This is a genomic window from Bradyrhizobium sp. A5, from assembly GCF_042076515.1.
In the GTDB taxonomy this organism is placed as follows: Bacteria; Pseudomonadota; Alphaproteobacteria; order Rhizobiales; family Xanthobacteraceae; genus Bradyrhizobium; species Bradyrhizobium cosmicum.
Genome location: NZ_CP148990.1, coordinates 3,900,657 through 3,919,608 on the forward strand (window position 1 = coordinate 3,900,657; position 18,952 = coordinate 3,919,608).

Below are 18,952 nucleotides of genomic sequence, written 5' to 3' on the forward strand. Positions count from 1 at the left end.
TATTACGATCGATGAAATCCGCCTGTGACGATCTATCTTAAATTGTAATCGCCTCAGCGTGCAGGCAGCATGATCCCGTCGAAATATGCGGCGAGCCCGGCAAAGTCGTCGAGCGGCAGCACGTGTCCCACATACTGATCCGGCCGTACGACGACCATGCATCCGGCCTTGCGATCGATCCCGCGTATGGCGAAAACGTCATGGCCGTTCTTGAGGTCGGGACAGAACATCTTCTCGTAGTCGAGCAAACCATAGCGGCCCTTGCGGGGGAGCAGCAGTGCCGGCATTGACTCGAGGGTGAGCTCGCGATGTTCCTGCTGGAAGACAGTGCGCAGGTCGATCACGCTGTCTATGTCTGCGCCCGCAGGCGTGTAGCGCCTCACGGGCGATTCCCGGGCTTCGCTCAGAAAACTGCACAAGGCGCGAATCGCCGAGCCGGCAGCCGCAGGATCTTCTGCAGGCGAAAACGCATAAACCCGGAAGCGGCCGTCCGCCTGCCCTGCATGGCCAAGATGGACCGGCTTGGCATCGCCAAGCCGAATAACCGGCGCGGAATGGAAGCGCTTTCCGATCACAAAACCTTCTGCGAGATGCTGATGCGACGCAGCGCCCGTAAGGACCGACGGCCGGTAATGCGTCGCCGTGCCCGCCGTATAGCGGCCGTGCCTGACAAAATAGTCCTGCGTCTTGGCAGAATCAGCGCCGCCCGCTTTCGCTGCGGACGCCAAAATCCCCGCCCATTCGCGGTCGAAATCGATCAGCTCCTTCGCAACCGCCTGCCGCTCGGCCGAATAGGAATGCAAAAGGCTCGGCCCGCACTGCTTGCGCAGCACGGCGGCGAGTTTCCAGCCGAGATTGAAAGCATCCTGCATCGATACGTTCATGCCCTGCCCCGCCTTCGGGCTGTGGGTATGGCAGGCATCGCCGGCGATGAAGATGCGCGGCAGACGCGTGGCGATCTCGGCCTCCGGCACGTCGTCGAACTTGTCGGTTAGGCGCTGGCCGATCTCGTAGACCGACCACCACGCAATCTCCTTCACCTCGAGCGTATGCGGCTTCAGGATCCGCCGCGCCTTCGCAATCACGTCATCGGCGCTGATGTTGCGGTTGGCAACGCGCTCGCCGACGTCGAGTTTTGCAAGCTCGACATAGAGGCGGACCATGTAGCCGCCTTCGCGGGGAATGATGAGCAGGCTGCCGTTCTTGGCCGACTGGATCAGCGACTTGAACCGGATGTCCGGAAAATCGGTCACCGCCAGCACGTCCATCACACCCCAGGCATGGTTGGCGGAATCGCCGTGCAGCTCGCGGCCGATTGATTTGCGCACGATGCTGCGCGCACCGTCGCAGCCGACCACATAGCGCGCCTTGATGGTCTCGACCTTGCCCTCGCTTCCGGCATCGACGCGCTCGAGACGCACGGTCACGGCGTGATCGGCGGGACCTGCGGTCGGATCGGCCTGTATGTCGACCAGGTGGCGACTGTAATAAGGCTCGAGCCTCGCCGGCGATTTGCGCATGACGTCGAGAAAGCCGTCATGGATTCGCGCCTGGTTGAGAATCACGTGCGGGAATTCGGACAGCCCGTCCTCGACGTCCTGCACCCGTCCGCTGCGGACGATCGTCTCCGGCGCGCGCTCGTCGGGCTTCCAGAACGTCGTCTCGTTGACCCAATAGGCCTCCTTCAGCACGCGCTCGCTGAAGCCGTAGGCGTGGAACATCTCCATGGTGCGGCAGGCAACGCCATCGGCCTGCCCGACCAGCAGGCGGTCCGGCTTCTGCTCGACGATGGAGGTCTTGATGTCGGGGAACTGCGCAAGCTGCGCGGCGAGCGTCAGGCCCGCGGGGCCACAGCCGACGATGAGGACATCGACCTCTTCGGGCACGGCGCCCGCTGCGCCGGACGCCTGAATGCGGTCGGCGGGATCGGCGATCTCGGGATCGCCCGGCAGAAATCCATTGAGATGGAATTGCATGCGCACCTCTCCCGTCGACGTCTTCTTCGATATTGCTCAGTATGCTGACTATCAGTATACTTGTCAATAATGGCACGCCTCTCTGCCCCGAGGAGAATTCGGTGAAAGACAACAACGACATGCCCGGACATCTGGCGCGCCGGTTCCAGCAGATCGCGGTCGCGGTGTTTCTGGCCGAGGTCGGCGAAACCGGCTTCGACCTGACGCCGGTGCAATACGCGGCGCTCGCGACCATCAAGGCCAATCCGGCGCTCGACCAGGTCACGCTCGCGGGACTGATCGCCTACGACCGCACCACCATCACCGGCGTGATCGACCGCCTCGTGCAGAAGGGCCTCATTGAGCGCCGCGCCTCGAGCCGGGACCGCCGCGCGCGCGAGCTCGAGATTACCGATGCAGGCAAACGCACGCTGCGCAAGATCACGCCCGCGGTGGAATCCGCCCAGCGCATCATGTTGCGTGGCCTGAGCGCGAGGGAAGGCGATGAACTGATGCGGTTGTTGCGCAAGGCGATTGCCGCCGGCAATGAGCTCAGCCGCGCGCCCCTGCGCGAGGCGCAGGTATAGGCGGTACTCCTGTCCGCAAATGTCGCAGCGCCATGAAACCCGGAGCTAACTTTCGGCTGCTACGGTCTGCCCCATTCGGCGCTTAACGCGCGATTAACTTTGCCGTTCGGGAGCTTTCCGATGTTCAGGTGTTTCATTGCGGCCGCGGCCATTGCGCTTTCGGCCGGCCATGCGCTCGCAAACAGCGGCCATGGCGGCGGCGGTGGTTCCCCTCCGCCTACGCCAAAGGCCGAATCGCCGCCCGTACCGGCAAAGGTGATCCTGACCAAACAGGGCCCCAAGCTCGTCGATCTCAAGGGCATGACGCTGTACCATTACGAGCGCGACACCACCGGCAGGACGTCCACCTGCAACGACAAATGCGCTGAAAGCTGGGTACCGCTTCCCGCAACGGCAGACGCCAGGGCCGTCGGCGACTTCACCGTGATCAACCGCGACGACGGCAGCAAGATGTGGGCATACCGCTATCGCCCGCTCTACACCTCGCCCGCTGACAAGGCACCGGGCGACGTCAACGGTATCGCCACGACGCTGCAATGGCGCATCGCGCGGCCCGTGGAGTAGCGCGCGAAGCGCTTACCCGCGCCAGCTGGTGCCGGTTTCGACCCGTGCGTTCTGCCCGGGCGGCAGCACCACCACCATCGAGTTGAGCTTCACCCGGTCGTAGAGATCGATCACGTCCTCGTTGCGCATGCGGATACAGCCGGACGAGATCGCCTGCCCGATATATTCGGGCTGGTTGGTGCCGTGGATGCGGTAGAGCGTGTCCTTGTTGCCAGCATAGAGATAGATGCCCCGCGCGCCCAGCGGATTGGCCGGGCCACCGGCAACGCGCGCTGGATACGGTCCGAGCCGCGCCTGGATGTCCGCGGTCGGAACCCAGTCCGGCCATTCCGCCAGGCGACCGACGCGCGCGACGCCCGAGAAGGCCATCGCCTCCTCGCCGACCGCGACGCCGTAGCGGATCGCCTTGCCGTCCGGCAGCACGAAATACAGATAGCGCGCATCGGTATCGACCAGGATCGTGCCCGGCTGCTCCTTGCGCGGATAATCGACGACGTGGCGGAGAAACTGCTCGGGCACATCGGCCTTCGCGTAAGGCGCGTGCGCAAGCAACTGACGGTCGCGGGCCGTCATGCTCGCATCCGTCGATGGCGAAAGCGTCGTCTGCATGCAGCCGCCGAGCGGCAGCACGGCAAGGACGAACAAGGCGAATAAAGATCTTGGCACCACCGGCCCCCGATAGCGAATGGCAACCCCCAGCAACGCAACATGTTGCCCAAATCGTGCTGAATGCAAGGCAATCCGGAACAATTCCGCGTGTTGGGCGGAACGGGTTCCATCACCACAAACGGCAGACAAGCGTCGCACAGTCTCCATCCCCTCGCCTTGCTTTGGTCAAACCCGGCTGGACTCGTGCCCCCTGGGCTTGGGATGGGCCACGTCAACAGATCGGCTCGCGCCAATGCGGACGACCAAAGTGCAAGGAGCTGCGATGCTCGCGACGCTGAACAGCAGTCAAATCGTCGATGCGATCGTGAAGGACGCGGTCAGGGACAACGACCCGCACGACGCCGTGCAGATTTCGCCCGACATCGTGCGGGCCTCGCGTCCCGTCAGCGTCGCTCCTTCGCTGGCACCGGAGATCGTGAGCCGTCCGGAGCCGACATTCACACCGGAACCAAAAATCAATCCGGAGCCGAAGTTCAGTCCTGCGGCCGAGCCCCAAGCGGCCGTTCCCTCCGTCGACACCGCCGTGCGCGTCGCGGCGAGCGATGGTCACGGCCCGCGCAAGCGATCCGCCGCGAGCAAATGGCTGCGCGGCGCGTTCCTCACGTTTCTGTTTGCGGGCGGCAGCGCGGCCGCCACCATCGCCTGGGAGAAACACGGCGACACCGTCAAGCCGATGCTCGCGCAATGGACGCCGGCCCTGGCAGCGCTGCTGCCTGCGACATCGCAGACCGCGCCGGTCGCCGCAGCGCAAGCCGCGGCGACCGATCAAACCGGCGATCAATCTACGGCGCCCGCACCCGCAGCTCAAATTGCAGCAGCCGCGCCCGCGGCGACGCAGCCCGATCCAACGCAGTCTGTGCAAGCGATGACGCGTGATCTCGGCTTGATGGCGCAGCAGATCGAAGCGCTCAAGGCCAGCATCGCCGAGTTGAAGGCCGGACAGGAGCAGATGGCACGCGAGATGGCAAAACCGCCTGCAGCAAAGCCCGTGACCGAGGCCAGACCGCCGATCGATCCGCGTGCGCGCTTGTCTGCGCTCCCGCCGCGAGTTCCGGCCCCGACACCGCCGCCGGTTCGCAAGCCGAAGCCGGTCGTGTCGCGCACCTACACGCCGGCTTACCCGCCCGCACCGCTCGCGCCTCCGCCGCCTTCGCAGGCAGCTGTGGCCGCGCCGCCGGTCGCACCCGTCGCCACGACGCAAGCCGTCGCAGATGACGACGGCCCTGTCGTGCGGCCGCCGATGCCGCTGCGCTAGAGCAACGACAGAACGGCGCTGTCGCGACCTCGCGCACGCTGTCCTGGTCGGTGTGATGCGTTGAATCCGGATTACTACGGGACGCGATGCTTCGATCGTCTTCGCAAGAGAAAAGGCCGTCGGGATCTATGCCGGCGGCCTTCTCTTGCAGCTGCCGGTTCCTGGAGCCGGTTCTGCTGCAATTCCATGCCTAATGATCGCGCCGATATGTTTAATAAAATCTTAATGCACGGGCGCACTGCACATCATTTCTGCGCCATACGCACAGAGATTGCGCGGTCCGTTCACCCGATAGACATCGACTCAGTGGTACGATCCAGCATGTTTTAAAGCCTTCCGTTGCAGGCTTCTCTTGGAAATTTTGGTCGTCACACCGGAGAATTCGGATGCCTTACTATTCCTTCGATCTCGTGGTCGGTGAAGAGTTCAAGAACCAGGGCGAAATCATCCTCGAAGACATCGAGGTCGCCTCCGATCGTGCTATCCAGCTGGCCAACGAGCTGTCGCAGGTGAAGCCGGAGTTGCAGCGGAAGGGCTGCGCGGTGCGCGTCACCGATCGCGATCACAACGAGGTCTATCGCACGCCGCTCGATCCCGTGCCGGCCTGGCAGCGCTAACTACCAGTCTAGCGTAGGCGCTTCGAACCAGTTCGTCAGCGACAGGCCGCCGTCGACCACGAACGCCGCGCCGGTGACGTAAGCCGAGAGCTTGTTTGACAGCACCGTGAGCGCCATCGGCGCGAGATCACCGGCCGCGCCGAGGCGTCCGAGCGGAATGTGCCGCGCCAGCGAAGCGTCCGCAACGAACCCGCCCGCCGCGATCGCACCCGGCACCAGCGCGTTGACGCGAATGCCGTGACGACCAAACGTCTTCGCGAGCTCCTTCACCAGCATCGCCATTGCCGCCTTCGCCGTCGAATAATGCGGCAGGTTGCGCGGCGTGCCCGCATGCAGCGAGGTGAGAAACAGGAACGAGCCGGGCTGCTTTGCCGCGATCAGCCGTTTTGCGATCTCGCGCGCCAGGTGAAAGCCGGCCTCGAGATTGACGGCGTGCATCTCCTGCCAGGTCTTGCGATCCACCGCGAGCGCGTGATCGGCTTCGCGCCGCGGCGGAGACGCGCTGTGCACGAAATGCGAGACCTCGCCCAGCGCGGCATGTGCGGCAACCAGCAGCTCATCGCATGCCTCGAGCCTCGCCAGATCGCCAACCCACGGCACCGCCAATTCAGGCTTGCTGCTCGCGCTGATCGCGGCCCTCACGCGCTCCGCATTGACATCGGCGAACACGGTCCGCACCCCCTCGCCGATCAGCGCCTGTGCGATCGCGCGGCCGATGCCATTGCCGGCGCCGGTGACGAGCGCCGTGTCGCGTGCAGGATCGAACGGCGTGCTGAACAGGCTCATCTCGCTCTCCGTAACAGGGATGGCGGCCACGATAGCGCATCGCAGCGCGAAGCGACAAATGCGCCCCGGCACCATTGCGGAGTAGCCCGCCGGACGCTAGCCTCTCAAAAAAATGGAGGAGGACCTAAGGATGCGCACCGGTTTCCTGATCGCGGGCCTGTTGCTGATCGCCGCGCCGACCCAAGCGGCCGACGACCATGCACGCTCGACCTATGTGACGCTGGTCTTGCAGGCCTTCGCGGCCAAGGTCGAATGCCCGGGCACGGATGTGGTCTACCAGGACCTGGTGCAGAAGGCGGAGCAGATGCACCTGCCCGATGGCACCACCGAGAAGGTGCGCAAGGCGATTGCCTGGATGCACACCGGCGGCAAGATGGGCGAGAAGCAGGACGACGATCTGATGGCCGAGGTCGCGGTGGCCACGCAGGCGACCGATCTCAACCAGCGCCGCCTCGGCATGCCCAGCTGGTGCGAGGCCCAGAAGACCAACCTCGCCGGCCTGATCCGCGCCAAGGGCGGCTAGTTCCTATCGCGGTCAAGCACGCCGCGACGGAACCGCCGCCGCGGCAAATAATCGTCACATTCCTCGCCAGCATGCGGGCTCTTGAACAGGAGACCCCCATGCGGATTGCCCATTTCGTTTTCGCCGGTGCGCTCGTGGCCAGCGCAGCGCTGACCGCCCCTGTGCTGGCAAAGAATTCCGACGCCCAGAAGAGCGAGGACAAGTCGGCCTCGTCCTCGTCCTGCAGCGCCTATCAGCAGGCGCCGGACGGATCGTGGGAGCCGCTTCCCTGCAAGGAGACCGGTGAGCGCAGCCAGCCGCGGACCCAGCACAAGTCCGGCACGCAAGGCGGCGATCAGGGCGAACGATAGGCCGCGCTGAGAACGCCATCATCGGCAACGGCCACCTCGCCCCTGATATGCAGGTGCTGACAAAGCCGTTCGTCGTCGAGGCGCCGGCGAGCCGCAGCCTCGACATGATCAAGGATGGAACCGGGCGCAACTGATACCGATCAGCTCTGGTGCGGCCCGCGCATGACCTTCATGGCATCGACGATATGACGCCATTCCCTGGCCTCGTCGGCCTCGCCGCGGCCCTCGCAGGCCTGCGCCTGTTCTGCGGCTTTCGCGATTGCACCAAGACCATGCTGTTCCAGCATCTGCCGCGCGACGGTGTGGACCTGGACCTCGGACATCATGGGCGCTCTCCCGCTTGAGGAAACCGCGGCGCCCGGCTCGGCGGTCCGCGGACCTCCGACAACGGTTTCGCCGCAACTCCCGTTCCGTCCTTCGCCGATCACATCGATCGAGATCGAGCCCGGTGCCGCCGCACCCCCACAAAAACAAAGGCGGCCCGCTGTGCCCAGCGGACCGCCTTTTCACCCACCCCAAACCGGATGTTATGCAGCCGCGTTCCCTTACGCGACCGCCACTTTCTTGTTCTTGCGCTCGAAGTCGTTGGGCACCTCGATATCGACCTCCAGGGTCGACACCTCGTCGCCGCGCTCGAGCCGGACGATGACCTTGGTCGGATCCAGCGTCACGTGCCTGGATACGACGGCGAGAATTTCCTCACGCAGCACGCCGAGCAGATCGGGCTGGCCGCGCAGTCCGCGTTCATGGGCAAGCAGGATCTGCAAACGTTCGCGAGCGACCGGTGCAGAGGCCTTGTTGCCGCGGAGAAGCCGGAGCAGACCCATGCTCATGCAGCCCTCCGTCGCAGCAGCCGATCCATGAAACCCTTGCGCTCGGTCGGCACCTGCATGGCGACGGTCTCGCCGCATAGCCGCCGCGCCGCGTCGATATAGGCCCGCGCGGGTGCGCCTTCGGCGTTCGACAGCGTCACCGGCGTGCCGACATTGGAGGCGCGCAGCACGTCCTGGCTCTCCGGGATGATGCCGAGCAGAGGCGTCGCGAGAATTTCGAGGATGTCCTCGATGGTCAGCATCTCGCCGCGCGCGGCGCGGGAGGGATCGTAACGCGTGATGAGAATGTGCTTCTCGACGCGCTCGCCCTTCTCGGCCCGCACCGTCTTGGAATCGAGCATGCCGATGATGCGGTCGGAATCGCGCACCGAGGACACTTCCGGATTGGTGACGATCACGGCCTCGTCGGCAAAGCGCATCGCCATGGAGGCGCCGCGCTCGATGCCGGCCGGGCTGTCGCAGATCACCCAGTCGAAGCGGCTGCGCAGATCGGCGATGACCTTGCCGACGCCCTCTTCCGTCAGCGCGTCCTTGTCGCGGGTCTGCGAGGCCGGCAGCAGCCATAGATTCTCCAGCCGCTTGTCCTTGATCAGCGCCTGCGGGAGTTTCGCGACGCCCTGCACCACGTTGATGAGGTCGAACACGACGCGGCGTTCGGCGCCCATTACGAGGTCGAGGTTGCGCAGGCCGACGTCGAAATCGACGACGACGACCTTTTCGCCGCGTTGCGCCAGCGCAGCCCCCAGTGCGGCGGTCGTGGTCGTCTTGCCGACGCCGCCCTTGCCTGATGTCACGACCAGTACCTTGGCCATCTCGAAAATCTCCTTCTGGTCAGTTCAGCGCGGTAATTCGCATGGTGTTGCCTTGCAGCCAGGCTTGCGCCGGCTTGCCACGCAGGGCCTCGTCGATATCGTCAGCGGTCTGGTAAAACCCATCGATTGCAAGCAGTTCGGCCTCGATCTTCTGGCAGTAGATGCGCGCGCTCGTGTGACCGTTCACGCCCGCCATGGCGCGGCCGCGCAGCGCGCCGTAGATGTGGATAGAGCCGCCGGCAACGACTTCCGCGCCGGAGCCGACGGAGCCGAGAATGGTGACGTCGCCGTCGGGGAAGATCACGGTCTGGCCCGAGCGCACGGGGTTCTCAAGCAGCAGCGAGGTCGGCTTGGCCTCGGCCTTCGTCTCGGGCTTCTTCGGCGCGCTCGGCTCGACCACGCAGCCGCGCCCGCCCGAAAGCAGCGGCGGCATCGCCGGCGTCAACCGCGCCTCCTCCACGCCCTCGATGCCGAGCACGCGGATGTTGCGGTCCTGGAGGCTGGTGAGCAGATGGCTGATGCCGGACTGGCTGAGATCGACCGAGGACAGGTCGATCACGACGGGCCGGCCGGCGAAGAAGCCGGGCGAGCGGGCGATGGTAGCGTCGATCTCCTGGAGCCAGTCCTGGATCGGAACCGTCGGCACGAACACGAAAGCCACGTAGGAGCGCCCGCGCAGGCGTACCATTTGGCGTTGGACTTTTGCTGCAGCCTCCATAGCGGCCGACTCGTTCCCTGTTATTGAATGGTTAACGATGCGGCAGATATGGTTAACGGCCGGTTAATTTCTCCGTGGGGTTACATGGGTGGGGATGGGCCCAGGCCGCCGGCATGATTGACCGCACCGTCATCCTGAGGTGCGCGCCATGCGACGCGAAGCGGCGCATGGGAAGCCTCGAAGGATGCACGGCCGAGCTGCAGCCGGGCCGTCGCCCTTCGAGGGCCGCTGAAGAAGCGGCCGCCTCAGGGTGACGGGGATAGAGTAGCGCGCAATGACGAGGAGAGATCGCCCCCCCTACTTTTTCACCTTGCTCGCATCCATCTTGACGCTCGGATCCAGCATCTTGGTCGTGAACGCCGTGGTCACGTCGAACGGCTTCTCCATGCCGAGATAGGTCTGGACCAGTTCGTAGTCCTTCTTCATCCGCTCGCCGTCGATCCAGCCGAGACCCTTGGTAGTCGTGAACTCGTCCGTCATCAGATATTTGATGCGCTCCCACTGGCGCTCCTGGTTCGCCTTGTCGAGGCCGGAGACCTGGTCGAGCAGCGCCTTCAGGCAGGGTTCGACGTCGGCGACGCACGTCGCAAAAGCCTTCTGCGAGATGCGCACGAACTCTTCGACGAGCTTTGGATTTTTCTGCAGATAGGCGCCGTTGACGATCAGCGAATTGCCATAGGGGTTGAGCCCGATGTCCTTCCAGTTGACGTAGCCGAGGTCGGGGCCGAACTCGATCACCTTCAAATCGTGCTCGTTGTAGAAGTCGCTGATGATGTCGACCGTGTGGCTCTTGAGGCCCGCGATCTTCGCGGTCGGCCCGATATTGACGAAGCTGACGGCATCCGGCGCGATGCCGGCGGCCTTGGCGAAGGCCGGCCACATCACGCGCGAGGCGTCGCCGGGCGGGTTGCCGATCTTATGGCCAGGAAAATCCTTCACCCCGTTCACGCCGTAGCTTTTCAGCCAATAGAACGTCTGCCCGGTGTTGGCGTAGATGCTCATCAGCGCGACGTCGTCGGCGCCCTTGCTCTTGGCGACCAGCATCGTGGCGAGATCGGCGATGCCGAAGGCCGAGCCGCCCGCGCCGACCTTGGCGGCGGAGACACCGGAGCCCTTGCCGACCTCGATGGTCAGGTCGATGCCGGCCTTTTCGTACCAGCCCTGCGCCTTGGCGTAATAGAACGGCGAATGGTCGGCCGTCGGCGTCCAGTTCAGGATCAGATTGACCGCTTCGCCCGCGTTGGCGGGCACCGCCGGCAAGCCGAGCATCAGGGTCACGACCGCCGCCTGCAAACGCTTCATCGCATCTCTCCTCGTTGCCGCGACCCGGCTTGTCGCTCTCCCCTTGTGAGGATACCAATGCAACAAGGCCGCCCTCAACTTGTCAACTGTTTGGTTGGAAATGCCCGCAAAACGTTCAGGCGACACCGTGCCGCAGCGGCGCGACCCCGTCGCCACCCGCAAGAAGCTGCTCACCGCGGCGCGCCAGGAGTTCGCCCGGCACGGCTTTGCGGGCGCCCGCGTCGACGAGATCGCGATGCGCGCCGGCGTCAACAAGCAGCTGGTCTACCACTATTTCGGCGACAAGGACGCGCTCTACCTCGCCGTGCTCGAAGTGGTCTATGAGGATATCCGCGATCAGGAGCGCAGGCTCAATCTCGAAGGCCTGCCGCCGGAAAAGGCGATCCGCAAGCTGATCGAGGCCTCGTTCGATCACCTGGCAGCAAATCCTGATTTCATCGTGCTTCTGAACGACGAGAACCGCGGCGGCGCCCGCCACGTCCGCGGCTCGACGCGGCTGGAGGCGATGCATTCCCCACTGGTCAAGAGCGTCTCCCACATCCTCAACGAGGGGGTGCGCTCGGGCGTGTTCCGCAAGGGCATCGACCCGGTCCAGCTCTATATCTCGATTGCGGGCCTCAGCTATTTCTTCTTCTCCAACACGCCGACGCTGTCGGCGATCTTCGGCAAGGACCTGTCGAGCCGGGCGCAGCGGCGCGCCCGCCGCCGGCACGTCGCCGACCTCGTGCTGCATTCGCTCCGGCCCTAATCAACCAATTGGTTGAAACTTGCCGCGGGGACGGTTAGGCTGGCGACCAGCGGCAAGGTGACCGCCGGCAACAGGGAGCACTCGGTGACGGGAGACGGAGCACGCACCACGCGCAGCTTTGCGATCATCCTGGTCGTTCACCTCGCCGTGCTCGTGCTGTGGCAGGTCGCGGTCGATGCCTTCCACGTGCCGAAATTCATCCTGCCCTCTCCGCTCGCGACAATTCAGACGCTGGGAACCGCGAGCTATGCCTGGGGCGCCAACACGCTGGTGACGGCGATCGAGATCCTCGGCGGCTTCGCGCTCGGCGCCTTCGTCGGGGTGGCGCTGGCGGTGATCTTCAGTTGGGCACCACTGCTCAGCATGGTGCTGCTGCCACTGTTCGTGACGCTGAACATGATTCCGAAGGTCGCGCTCGGCCCGCTCCTGATCGTCTGGTTTTCCTACGGCATCGTGCCGAACATCCTGATCGCGTTCAGCATCTGCTTCTTCCCGATTCTGCTCACCACGGCGCGCGGCTTGCGCGAAGTCGAGCCTGACCTGCTCGATCTCGTCAAATCGCTGCGCGGTTCGCGCTGGATTCTGTTCCGCAAGATCCAGCTGCCGGGATCGCTGCCTTACGTGTTCTCCGGCATGAAGGTCGGCGCCATCCTCGCGGTCGCCGGCGCCATCGTCGGCGAGTTCATCGCTTCCGAGCGCGGGCTCGGCTACCTCATGATCCAGGTACAGTCCTCGCTCGACACGCCGGCGATGGTGATGGCCGTCGTGCTGCTGACCCTGCTCGGGGTCGCCCTCTATGGCCTGGTGCTCGTCCTCGAACGCATGTTCGTGGTCGGCGATGCAAGACAGACCTGAGAACGGCAGATTTGAAGGATAGAACCATGCTGCTCACCCGCCAGACGCTGCCGAAGACGATTCCTGACATCGCGGCGCTCGACGATCTCCTGTGCCGGCCGACCCAGGCGCTGATCGACGACCTCGCCAAGGTGGAAGGCGACATCATGATCCTCGGCGTCGCCGGCAAGATGGGGCCGACGCTGGCGGGGCTTGCGAAAGCTGCCGCGCCGGATCGCCGCGTCATGGGCGTCGCCCGCTTCAGCGATGCAGGCGTCAAGGACTGGCTGCAGGCGCGCGGCGTCGAAACCACCAACTGCGATTTGATGGACGAGCGCGCGATTCACGCACTGCCGAAGGCGCCCAACATCGTCTTCATGGCCGGCCGCAAGTTCGGCGCCGAGGGCGATCTGTCCCTGACATGGGCGATGAACGCGCATGTGCCCGCTCTGGTCGCGCAGGCCTTCCCGTCGTCGCGAATCGTGGCGTTCTCGACCGGCTGCATCTATCCGTTCGTACCCGTCGACGGCAAAGGCTCGACCGAGGACATGGCGCCGAACCCGCCCGGCGAATACGCGCAGTCCTGCGTCGGCCGCGAACGCATGTTCGAATATTTCTCCCGCAAGTTCGAAACACCGGGCCGGCTGTTCCGCCTCAACTACGCGATCGACATGCGCTACGGCGTGCTGCACGACATCGCCACGAAAGTGCTCACGGGCACGCCGATCGACGTCAGCCTCGGCCACGTCAATTTCATCTGGCAGGGCGATGCCTCCGCGCAGGCGCTGCGGTGTCTTGCGCATTGCACGGCGCCGACCTCGCCGATCAATGTCAGCGGCCACGAGATTCTCGCGGTGCGCGATCTCGCGGCAAGGTTCGGCGCCAGGTTCGGCCGGGCTCCGGTGCTGACCGGCAAGGAAGAGCCGACAGCGTGGCTCACCGACACATCGAAAGCGGTCGAGCTGTTCGGCCTGCCGGTCGTGGACACCGAGCAGCTGATCGCCTGGACCGCGGACTGGGTGTCCCGTGCCATGCCGAGCCTCGGCAAGCCCACCAAATACGAGGTGCGCGATGGACGCTACTGACGGCCCGACCGTCATCAAGCTGGGCGTCGAGGATGCGATCGCGGGACTCGTGCTCTCGAGTGAAGCGCACTGGAACCAGACCGAGGAGGACTGGCACGTCTTCCTGCACGACGGCATCGTGTTCGGCATCCGCGACGGCGCTCGCCTGGTCGCCACCGCCGCTTTGCTGCCCTACTCCGGAAACAACGCCTGGATCAGCATGGTGCTGGTGTCGGCCACACATCGCCGCCGCGGCCTTGCCACGCGCCTCGTCGATGCCTGCCTGGAGACGGCACGCAAGAACGGCCTGACGAGCTGGCTCGACGCAACGCCCGACGGCGCCGCCGTCTATGGCCCGCTCGGGTTCACGCCGACGCTGCAACTACGCCGGCTGAAGCTGGCGAACCCCGCACAGGAAACTTCGGGACCACCCGCGGTCGCAACCCTCGACGCGCTTTGCGCGCGGGACCGGCGGGCCACCGGCTTCGACCGTACCGCTCTCCTGACCGCCTTCGCGCAGCGCTCCGGCTCGCGCATCGTCGCGGCACATGGATGCATCGCGCTGGTCCGCGACGGCCGAACCGCGCGCCATATCGGCCCGGTGTTCGCCGACAACGCCGCCGAAGCGCTGGCGCTGGTTCATGCGATCGCGCGATCCGAGACCCGCCCGCTGCTGATCGACGCGGTCGCCTCGCAAGGCGCGTTCCTGGAAGGATTGACCGCATCTGGCTGGACTATCGAACGGCCGTTCCAGCGCATGCGGTTCGGCCCCGCCACCACTACCGGCGAGGAAATGCCATTCGCCGTCGCCGGCCCGGAATTCGGATAGAACATCATGCACCACAGCCAGATCAACGCCGACATCCGCAAGCTGATTGCCGAGGGCACTGTGATGCCGGCGCATCCCCTCGCGCTCACCCCCGAACGCCAGCTCGACAAGACGCATCAGCGCGCGCTGACGCGCTACTACATCGATGCAGGTTCCGGCGGCCTTGCGGTCGGCGTCCACACCACGCAGTTCGCGATCCGGGATGTCGGCCTCTACCGTCCGGTGCTGGAGCTCGCCGCGGAGACCGCGGCCAACTGGACCAAACGTCCGCTGGCGATGGTCGCAGGTCTTGCCGGCCCGACCCGGCAGGCGGCGGCTGAAGCCCGCACCGCCCGCGACATCGGCTATCATGCCGGCCTGCTCAGCCTCGCCGCGATGAAGAGCGCGTCCGAAGACGAGATCATCGCGCATTGCACGGCGGTCGCCGCCGAGATTCCGCTGATCGGCTTCTACCTCCAGCCGGCCGTCGGCGGCGTCATCCTGTCCAGCCGGTTCTGGCAGCGCTTCGCATCGATCGACAACGTCATCGCAATCAAGATCGCACCGTTCAACCGCTATCGGACGCTCGATGTGTTGCGCGGCGTCGCAGCTGCCGGTGCGCTCGACCGCGTCGCGCTCTACACCGGCAATGACGACCACATCCTGCTCGACCTGATGTTGCCGTTCGATCTCCGTGATAGAGGCGTGACGACGCGCACCTACTTCAAGGGCGGTCTGCTCGGCCATTGGTCGGTTTGGACCGCGAGTGCCATAAAGCAGTTCGAGCGCTGCAAGGCGGCGCGGCACCAGGACAGTGTGCCGGCCGATCTGCTCGCGCTCGATGCCCGCGTCACCGATTGCAACAGCGCCTTCTTCGACGTCGCCAACAACTTTCACGGCTGCATCGCCGGCTGCCACGAGGTATTGCGGCGCCAGGGCCTGATGAAGGGTCTGTGGTGCCTCGATCCGGACGAAGGCCTCAGCCCCGGCCAGCGAGAGGAGATCGACCGTGTCACGCGCGAGCACGCCGACCTCAGCGACGATTCCTTCGTCGCCGCCAATTTGAACAAATGGCTGGCATGAGCTCAAAACCCTTCATCAGCCTGCAAGGCGTCCGAAAGGTCTACCGCAGCGGCGGCGCCGAGTTTCTGGCGGTGTCCGACGTCACCATGGACGTGCAGGAAGGTGAGCTGGTCTCGCTGGTCGGCCCGTCCGGCTGTGGCAAGACCACGGTGATGAAGATCCTGGCCGGCCTGCACGGCGCCGACGGCGGCACGGTGAAGATCGGCAACGCCGAAAGTCCGTTCGATCCCACCCGCGACATCGGCATGGTGTTCCAGCAGGCGCTGCTCTTGAAGTGGCGCACCATCCTGGACAACGTGCTGCTGCCGGCCGAGATCGTCGGCCTGCCGATGAAGGCCGCGCGCGAGCGGGCGCGCGACCTGCTCAACCTGGTTGGCTTAGCCGGCTACGAGCAGAAATATCCGCAGCAGCTCTCCGGCGGCATGCAGCAACGCACCGCGATCGCGCGCGCCTTCATTCACGACCCCAAGCTGATCCTGATGGACGAGCCGTTCGGCGCGCTGGATGCGCTGACGCGCGAGCAGATGAATCTGGAGATGCTGCGGATCTGGCGCGAGAGCGGCAAGACCATCATCTTCGTCACGCACTCGATCCAGGAAGCGGTGTTCCTGTCGTCACATTGCGCGGTGCTGACGGCGGGCCCTGCGAAGATGGCCGACTACTTCCCGATCGACCTGCCCTTTCCGCGCGACCTGCCGCTGAAGACGACCGACGCGTTCGGCGCCTATGCACGGCGCATCTATGCGAAGCTCGGACTGGGCGCGGCCTGAGGCGCCCTCTCAAAACTCTCCGCCGACGCCGACATAGGCGGTGTGTTCGGTGCCGCCGCCATTGCCGTAGCCGCCCACGACGGTGAGAGGCATCGCGGTCTTGAGCCGATGCGCGAAACCGACACCGAAGCCGCCTTCGCCGTGAAACGCCGAGCCGCGCACCTGCCAGGTGGTCTTGCCCGGCGCGGACGGCATCGGCGCACTGGCAGCGGCAACCGCTGCGGCGATGCCACGCCGCGCCTCGGTCAGGTTGTTGCCGATCTGCGCCTGGAGCGAGCCGATCTGCGACTGGAATCCGGAGGTGATGCCGGAGAGCTGGCTCACGTTGACGGCGTCGGTCGGGTTGACGCCGGCGGCGACATTGGTCAGACGCCGCTCGTTGCCGGCCGTGCCGAACGACACGGTGTTGGCGAGCGTTGCGACCGAGCCGGCGCCGATCGCGACGGAATTGGCTCCCGATACGGTGGCACCCGAGCCGAGCGCGGTGGCGTTGGTCGCACCTGCATTGCTCGAATTTCCGACCGCGACCGTCCCCTCGCCGTTGGCGGAGCTGAAAGCACCGACCGCCACCGCGACGTTGCCAATGGCATTGCTGTTGTTGCCGAGCGCGGTCGCGAAATTGCCTGTGGCGGTGCTGCTGGCGCCGATCGCCGCGGCGTTGGTGCCGGTCGCGTTGCTGCCCTGACCGTAGACGGTCGCGGCAGCTCCGTTGGCGTGGCTGCCGACGCCGGTCGCGGTTGCAAACTGGCCGCTGGCGTTGCTGTTCTGGCCTGTCGCGGTCGCAAAGTCACCGTTCGCCAGGCTGTTAGCGCCGGTGGCGGTCGCGTTGTTGCCAAGGGCGCTGCTGCTCGCGCCCGTTGCAGTTGCCGAGGCGCCGAATGCGCTACTCCCTGCGCCCGTTGCGGTGGCGGTCGCTCCGCTCGCGAAGGCATTTGCGCCGAACGCGGATGCACTGGCGCCAGAAGCGGTGGAGTGCGTACCAGCCGCCGTGGCGGTTGCGCCGGTTGCTGTGGCGTTGTCGCCAAACGCGCTGGCCGATAATCCGGCTGCGGTGGTACCAATGCCGATCGCGGTTGCGTTATTTCCGGTCGCGGTGGACAAGGCGCCCATCGACACCGCGTTCTCACCGGTTGCGGTGGCTGAGTAGCCATAGGCAGCGGCGAAGGTCCCCTCTGTCGTCGCGCTCGGCCCCACCGCTGTCGCAAATCCGGATGGCGCGTTGTTCACGCCATCGCCGGCTGCGTAGTCGGCGGCCAGCGCGGATCCGGCGTGGAGGAATGTGGTCGCAAGGAGGATAGCCAGGCAGGACGCGATCGGGCGAAGCTTCCTGCTGCCAGCGGTTCCGCCGATGCCGTTCGGTAAGGTCATTTTCGACTCCATTCCCTGCTTCAGCAAGGTCTGGAGGAACGGCCAAAATCCCACATCAACCGTTCGGTTGAAGACGCATGGACGGCATCATCCCGCCTTCGGTTTTCGACGGTATGTTGCTGAAATGCATCGTCATAAGTCTGACGCGATGACGGGCGGCCGGACGCTGGCTCACAGCAATCCGGCCGCCCGCCATGGTCGCCTGAGATCAGCCCTTGCGCATCTTGCTGAGAAGATAGTTGTCGTAATAGTTCTCCGCGATCTGCGTGTAGAACAGCAGTTCCTTCATATAGGCGTCGTGGCTTTCCTTGGTGCGCTTGAACAGGTCGCTCTTGGCGGCGAGCTCGTTCAGATGCTCCTGGGTCGCGTTGTAGCAGGCTTCCATCACCGGCTGCGGGAACGCCTTCAGCTCCGCACCGTTGGCGATCAGCCGCTTCAGCGCCGCCGGGTTCACGCTGTCGTATTTCTCGAGCATCCAGGCGCCCGCCGCAGACGCAGCCTGGTTGACGACCGCCTGATATTGCTTTGGCAGGCTCGCCCACTTCTCGTCATTGACGATCATGTGCAGCATGGCGCCGCCCTCCCACCAGCCGGGGAAGTAATAGTACTTGGCGACCTTCTGGAAACCGAGCTTCTCGTCGTCATACGGGCCGACGAACTCGACCGCGTCGAGCGAGCCTTTCTCCAGCGCCGCATAGATGTCGCCGCCCGCGAGTTGCTGCGGCACCACACCGAGCCGCGCCAGAACGTGGCCGCCCATGCCGGCGATGCGGAATTTGAGGCCCTTGAGATCGTCGACCGTCTTGATCTCCTTGCGGAACCAGCCGCCCATCTGGGTGCCGGAATTGCCGCACAGGATGGCGTGCGTCTTGAACGGCTTCAGCGCCTCGTTGGTAAGGTCGGCGCCGCCGCCGAAATACCACCAGGATTCCTGATGGCGATGGTTCATGCCGAACGGCGCACCGGTGGCATAGGCCAGCGCCGGCTCCTTGCCGATGTAGAAATAGAGCGGCGTCTGCGCCATCTCGACGGTGGCGACGCTGACGGCATCGAGCGCCTGCAGGCCGGGGACGAGTTCGCCGGCCGCAAAGGTCTGGATCTGGAATTTGTTGTCGGTGGCCTCGGCGACATATTTCGCGAAGGTCTGCGCCGTGCCGTAGATGGTGTCGAGCGACTTCGGGAAGCTCGAGGTCAGGCGCCATTTTATCTCGGGCGCCGATTGCGCGATCGCAGGTGCAGCAACCAGCGTCGTCGCGCCGGCAACCGCGCCGCCCTTGAGGAATGTACGGCGTTTCATGATGGGGTC

Annotated in this window: 22 protein-coding genes; 12 read left to right on the forward strand and 10 right to left on the reverse strand. The window is 65.1% G+C overall.

Annotated elements, in window-relative coordinates; translation table 11 throughout:
* Positions 1 to 53: 53 nt before the first annotated feature.
* Complete coding sequence (locus WHZ77_RS18735; protein WP_375309282.1) at positions 54 to 1,976, reverse strand: FAD-binding monooxygenase; 1,923 nt, start codon at positions 1,974 to 1,976, stop codon at positions 54 to 56.
* Positions 1,977 to 2,077: 101 nt separating this feature from the next.
* Between WHZ77_RS18735 and WHZ77_RS18740 the strand changes: the two genes are divergently transcribed.
* Complete coding sequence (locus WHZ77_RS18740) at positions 2,078 to 2,542, forward strand: MarR family winged helix-turn-helix transcriptional regulator (protein ID WP_375309283.1); 465 nt, start codon at positions 2,078 to 2,080, stop codon at positions 2,540 to 2,542.
* Between the two features lie 120 nt (positions 2,543 to 2,662).
* Positions 2,663 to 3,106 carry a hypothetical protein gene (locus WHZ77_RS18745; protein ID WP_375309284.1) on the forward strand — a complete coding sequence of 148 codons (444 nt, stop codon included), beginning with the start codon at positions 2,663 to 2,665 and terminating at the stop codon, positions 3,104 to 3,106.
* 12 nt (positions 3,107 to 3,118) lie between these two features.
* Here the strand turns inward: WHZ77_RS18745 and WHZ77_RS18750 are convergent, their stop codons facing one another.
* The gene (locus WHZ77_RS18750) at positions 3,119 to 3,715 is read right to left on the reverse strand and encodes a L,D-transpeptidase (RefSeq protein WP_375314763.1); all 597 of its coding nucleotides are present in this window, start codon (positions 3,713 to 3,715) and stop codon (positions 3,119 to 3,121) included.
* Positions 3,716 to 4,037: 322 nt separating this feature from the next.
* Between WHZ77_RS18750 and WHZ77_RS18755 the strand changes: the two genes are divergently transcribed.
* Complete coding sequence (locus WHZ77_RS18755; RefSeq protein WP_375309285.1) at positions 4,038 to 5,030, forward strand: hypothetical protein; 993 nt, start codon at positions 4,038 to 4,040, stop codon at positions 5,028 to 5,030.
* 386 nt (positions 5,031 to 5,416) lie between these two features.
* On the forward strand, positions 5,417 to 5,647 hold the full coding sequence (locus WHZ77_RS18760) for a hypothetical protein (protein ID WP_375309286.1): 231 nt from the start codon (positions 5,417 to 5,419) through the stop codon (positions 5,645 to 5,647).
* Here WHZ77_RS18760 and WHZ77_RS18765 read toward each other — a convergent pair whose 3' ends face one another.
* Entirely contained in the window at positions 5,648 to 6,433 is a 786-nt protein-coding gene (locus WHZ77_RS18765; protein WP_375309287.1) for an SDR family NAD(P)-dependent oxidoreductase, read from the reverse strand.
* Between the two features lie 130 nt (positions 6,434 to 6,563).
* Between WHZ77_RS18765 and WHZ77_RS18770 the strand changes: the two genes are divergently transcribed.
* Positions 6,564 to 6,956, forward strand: a complete 393-nt coding sequence (locus WHZ77_RS18770; protein ID WP_375309288.1) for a hypothetical protein — start codon at positions 6,564 to 6,566, stop codon at positions 6,954 to 6,956.
* Positions 6,957 to 7,054: 98 nt separating this feature from the next.
* Entirely contained in the window at positions 7,055 to 7,306 is a 252-nt protein-coding gene (locus tag WHZ77_RS18775; RefSeq protein WP_375309289.1) for a hypothetical protein, read from the forward strand.
* A gap of 140 nt (positions 7,307 to 7,446) precedes the next feature.
* Here the strand turns inward: WHZ77_RS18775 and WHZ77_RS18780 are convergent, their stop codons facing one another.
* The 5 genes from WHZ77_RS18780 to WHZ77_RS18800 form a co-directional block, all read right to left on the reverse strand.
* Complete coding sequence (locus WHZ77_RS18780) at positions 7,447 to 7,632, reverse strand: hypothetical protein (RefSeq protein ID WP_015686531.1); 186 nt, start codon at positions 7,630 to 7,632, stop codon at positions 7,447 to 7,449.
* A 219-nt stretch (positions 7,633 to 7,851) separates the two neighbouring features.
* Positions 7,852 to 8,139 (reverse strand): cell division topological specificity factor MinE, encoded by a 288-nt coding sequence (minE, locus tag WHZ77_RS18785; RefSeq protein WP_015686532.1) that lies wholly within the window; start codon positions 8,137 to 8,139, stop codon positions 7,852 to 7,854.
* A complete protein-coding gene (gene minD / locus WHZ77_RS18790) occupies positions 8,136 to 8,951 on the reverse strand; it encodes a septum site-determining protein MinD (RefSeq protein ID WP_015686533.1) in 816 nt (271 codons plus the stop codon). The genes minE and minD overlap by 4 nt, the downstream gene beginning before the upstream one ends.
* 19 nt (positions 8,952 to 8,970) lie before the next feature.
* Complete coding sequence (gene minC, locus WHZ77_RS18795) at positions 8,971 to 9,669, reverse strand: septum site-determining protein MinC (RefSeq protein ID WP_375309290.1); 699 nt, start codon at positions 9,667 to 9,669, stop codon at positions 8,971 to 8,973.
* A gap of 297 nt (positions 9,670 to 9,966) precedes the next feature.
* Positions 9,967 to 10,971 carry an ABC transporter substrate-binding protein gene (locus tag WHZ77_RS18800; protein ID WP_375309291.1) on the reverse strand — a complete coding sequence of 335 codons (1,005 nt, stop codon included), beginning with the start codon at positions 10,969 to 10,971 and terminating at the stop codon, positions 9,967 to 9,969.
* Positions 10,972 to 11,071: 100 nt separating this feature from the next.
* Between WHZ77_RS18800 and WHZ77_RS18805 the strand changes: the two genes are divergently transcribed.
* From WHZ77_RS18805 to WHZ77_RS18830, 6 genes are all read left to right on the forward strand, one after another.
* A complete protein-coding gene (locus tag WHZ77_RS18805) occupies positions 11,072 to 11,719 on the forward strand; it encodes a TetR/AcrR family transcriptional regulator (RefSeq protein WP_375309292.1) in 648 nt (215 codons plus the stop codon).
* A gap of 84 nt (positions 11,720 to 11,803) precedes the next feature.
* Positions 11,804 to 12,574 (forward strand): ABC transporter permease, encoded by a 771-nt coding sequence (locus WHZ77_RS18810; RefSeq protein ID WP_375309293.1) that lies wholly within the window; start codon positions 11,804 to 11,806, stop codon positions 12,572 to 12,574.
* Between the two features lie 26 nt (positions 12,575 to 12,600).
* Complete coding sequence (locus tag WHZ77_RS18815) at positions 12,601 to 13,638, forward strand: NAD-dependent epimerase/dehydratase family protein (RefSeq protein ID WP_375309294.1); 1,038 nt, start codon at positions 12,601 to 12,603, stop codon at positions 13,636 to 13,638.
* A complete protein-coding gene (locus tag WHZ77_RS18820; protein ID WP_375309295.1) occupies positions 13,625 to 14,446 on the forward strand; it encodes a GNAT family N-acetyltransferase in 822 nt (273 codons plus the stop codon). Before WHZ77_RS18815 ends, WHZ77_RS18820 begins: the two co-directional genes overlap by 14 nt.
* 6 nt (positions 14,447 to 14,452) lie before the next feature.
* Positions 14,453 to 15,508 carry a dihydrodipicolinate synthase family protein gene (locus tag WHZ77_RS18825; protein ID WP_375309296.1) on the forward strand — a complete coding sequence of 352 codons (1,056 nt, stop codon included), beginning with the start codon at positions 14,453 to 14,455 and terminating at the stop codon, positions 15,506 to 15,508.
* A complete protein-coding gene (locus WHZ77_RS18830) occupies positions 15,496 to 16,278 on the forward strand; it encodes an ABC transporter ATP-binding protein (protein WP_375309297.1) in 783 nt (260 codons plus the stop codon). The genes WHZ77_RS18825 and WHZ77_RS18830 overlap by 13 nt, the downstream gene beginning before the upstream one ends.
* Positions 16,279 to 16,287: 9 nt before the next feature.
* Here WHZ77_RS18830 and WHZ77_RS18835 read toward each other — a convergent pair whose 3' ends face one another.
* The gene (locus WHZ77_RS18835) at positions 16,288 to 17,646 is read right to left on the reverse strand and encodes a YadA family autotransporter adhesin (RefSeq protein ID WP_375309298.1); all 1,359 of its coding nucleotides are present in this window, start codon (positions 17,644 to 17,646) and stop codon (positions 16,288 to 16,290) included.
* Positions 17,647 to 17,854: 208 nt separating this feature from the next.
* Positions 17,855 to 18,943 carry a TRAP transporter substrate-binding protein gene (locus WHZ77_RS18840; RefSeq protein ID WP_375309299.1) on the reverse strand — a complete coding sequence of 363 codons (1,089 nt, stop codon included), beginning with the start codon at positions 18,941 to 18,943 and terminating at the stop codon, positions 17,855 to 17,857.
* Positions 18,944 to 18,952: the final 9 nt, after the last annotated feature.

Bases quoted from the DNA above. Each gene is read 5' to 3' on its own strand.
- WHZ77_RS18775 (WP_375309289.1), top strand. From the start codon at position 7,055: ATGCGGATTGCCCATTTCGTTTTCGCCGGTGCGCTCGTGGCCAGCGCA.
- WHZ77_RS18735 (WP_375309282.1), bottom strand. From the start codon at position 1,976: ATGCAATTCCATCTCAATGGATTTCTGCCGGGCGATCCCGAGATCGCC.
- WHZ77_RS18755 (WP_375309285.1), top strand. From the start codon at position 4,038: ATGCTCGCGACGCTGAACAGCAGTCAAATCGTCGATGCGATCGTGAAG.
- WHZ77_RS18760 (WP_375309286.1), top strand. From the start codon at position 5,417: ATGCCTTACTATTCCTTCGATCTCGTGGTCGGTGAAGAGTTCAAGAAC.
- WHZ77_RS18825 (WP_375309296.1), top strand. From the start codon at position 14,453: ATGCACCACAGCCAGATCAACGCCGACATCCGCAAGCTGATTGCCGAG.
- minD (WP_015686533.1), bottom strand. From the start codon at position 8,951: ATGGCCAAGGTACTGGTCGTGACATCAGGCAAGGGCGGCGTCGGCAAG.
- WHZ77_RS18765 (WP_375309287.1), bottom strand. From the start codon at position 6,433: ATGAGCCTGTTCAGCACGCCGTTCGATCCTGCACGCGACACGGCGCTC.
- WHZ77_RS18780 (WP_015686531.1), bottom strand. From the start codon at position 7,632: ATGATGTCCGAGGTCCAGGTCCACACCGTCGCGCGGCAGATGCTGGAA.
- WHZ77_RS18840 (WP_375309299.1), bottom strand. From the start codon at position 18,943: ATGAAACGCCGTACATTCCTCAAGGGCGGCGCGGTTGCCGGCGCGACG.
- WHZ77_RS18835 (WP_375309298.1), bottom strand. From the start codon at position 17,646: ATGACCTTACCGAACGGCATCGGCGGAACCGCTGGCAGCAGGAAGCTT.
- WHZ77_RS18805 (WP_375309292.1), top strand. From the start codon at position 11,072: ATGCCCGCAAAACGTTCAGGCGACACCGTGCCGCAGCGGCGCGACCCC.
- minE (WP_015686532.1), bottom strand. From the start codon at position 8,139: ATGAGCATGGGTCTGCTCCGGCTTCTCCGCGGCAACAAGGCCTCTGCA.
- minC (WP_375309290.1), bottom strand. From the start codon at position 9,669: ATGGAGGCTGCAGCAAAAGTCCAACGCCAAATGGTACGCCTGCGCGGG.
- WHZ77_RS18750 (WP_375314763.1), bottom strand. From the start codon at position 3,715: ATGCAGACGACGCTTTCGCCATCGACGGATGCGAGCATGACGGCCCGC.
- WHZ77_RS18800 (WP_375309291.1), bottom strand. From the start codon at position 10,971: ATGAAGCGTTTGCAGGCGGCGGTCGTGACCCTGATGCTCGGCTTGCCG.
- WHZ77_RS18770 (WP_375309288.1), top strand. From the start codon at position 6,564: ATGCGCACCGGTTTCCTGATCGCGGGCCTGTTGCTGATCGCCGCGCCG.
- WHZ77_RS18830 (WP_375309297.1), top strand. From the start codon at position 15,496: ATGGCTGGCATGAGCTCAAAACCCTTCATCAGCCTGCAAGGCGTCCGA.
- WHZ77_RS18745 (WP_375309284.1), top strand. From the start codon at position 2,663: ATGTTCAGGTGTTTCATTGCGGCCGCGGCCATTGCGCTTTCGGCCGGC.
- WHZ77_RS18815 (WP_375309294.1), top strand. From the start codon at position 12,601: ATGCTGCTCACCCGCCAGACGCTGCCGAAGACGATTCCTGACATCGCG.
- WHZ77_RS18820 (WP_375309295.1), top strand. From the start codon at position 13,625: ATGGACGCTACTGACGGCCCGACCGTCATCAAGCTGGGCGTCGAGGAT.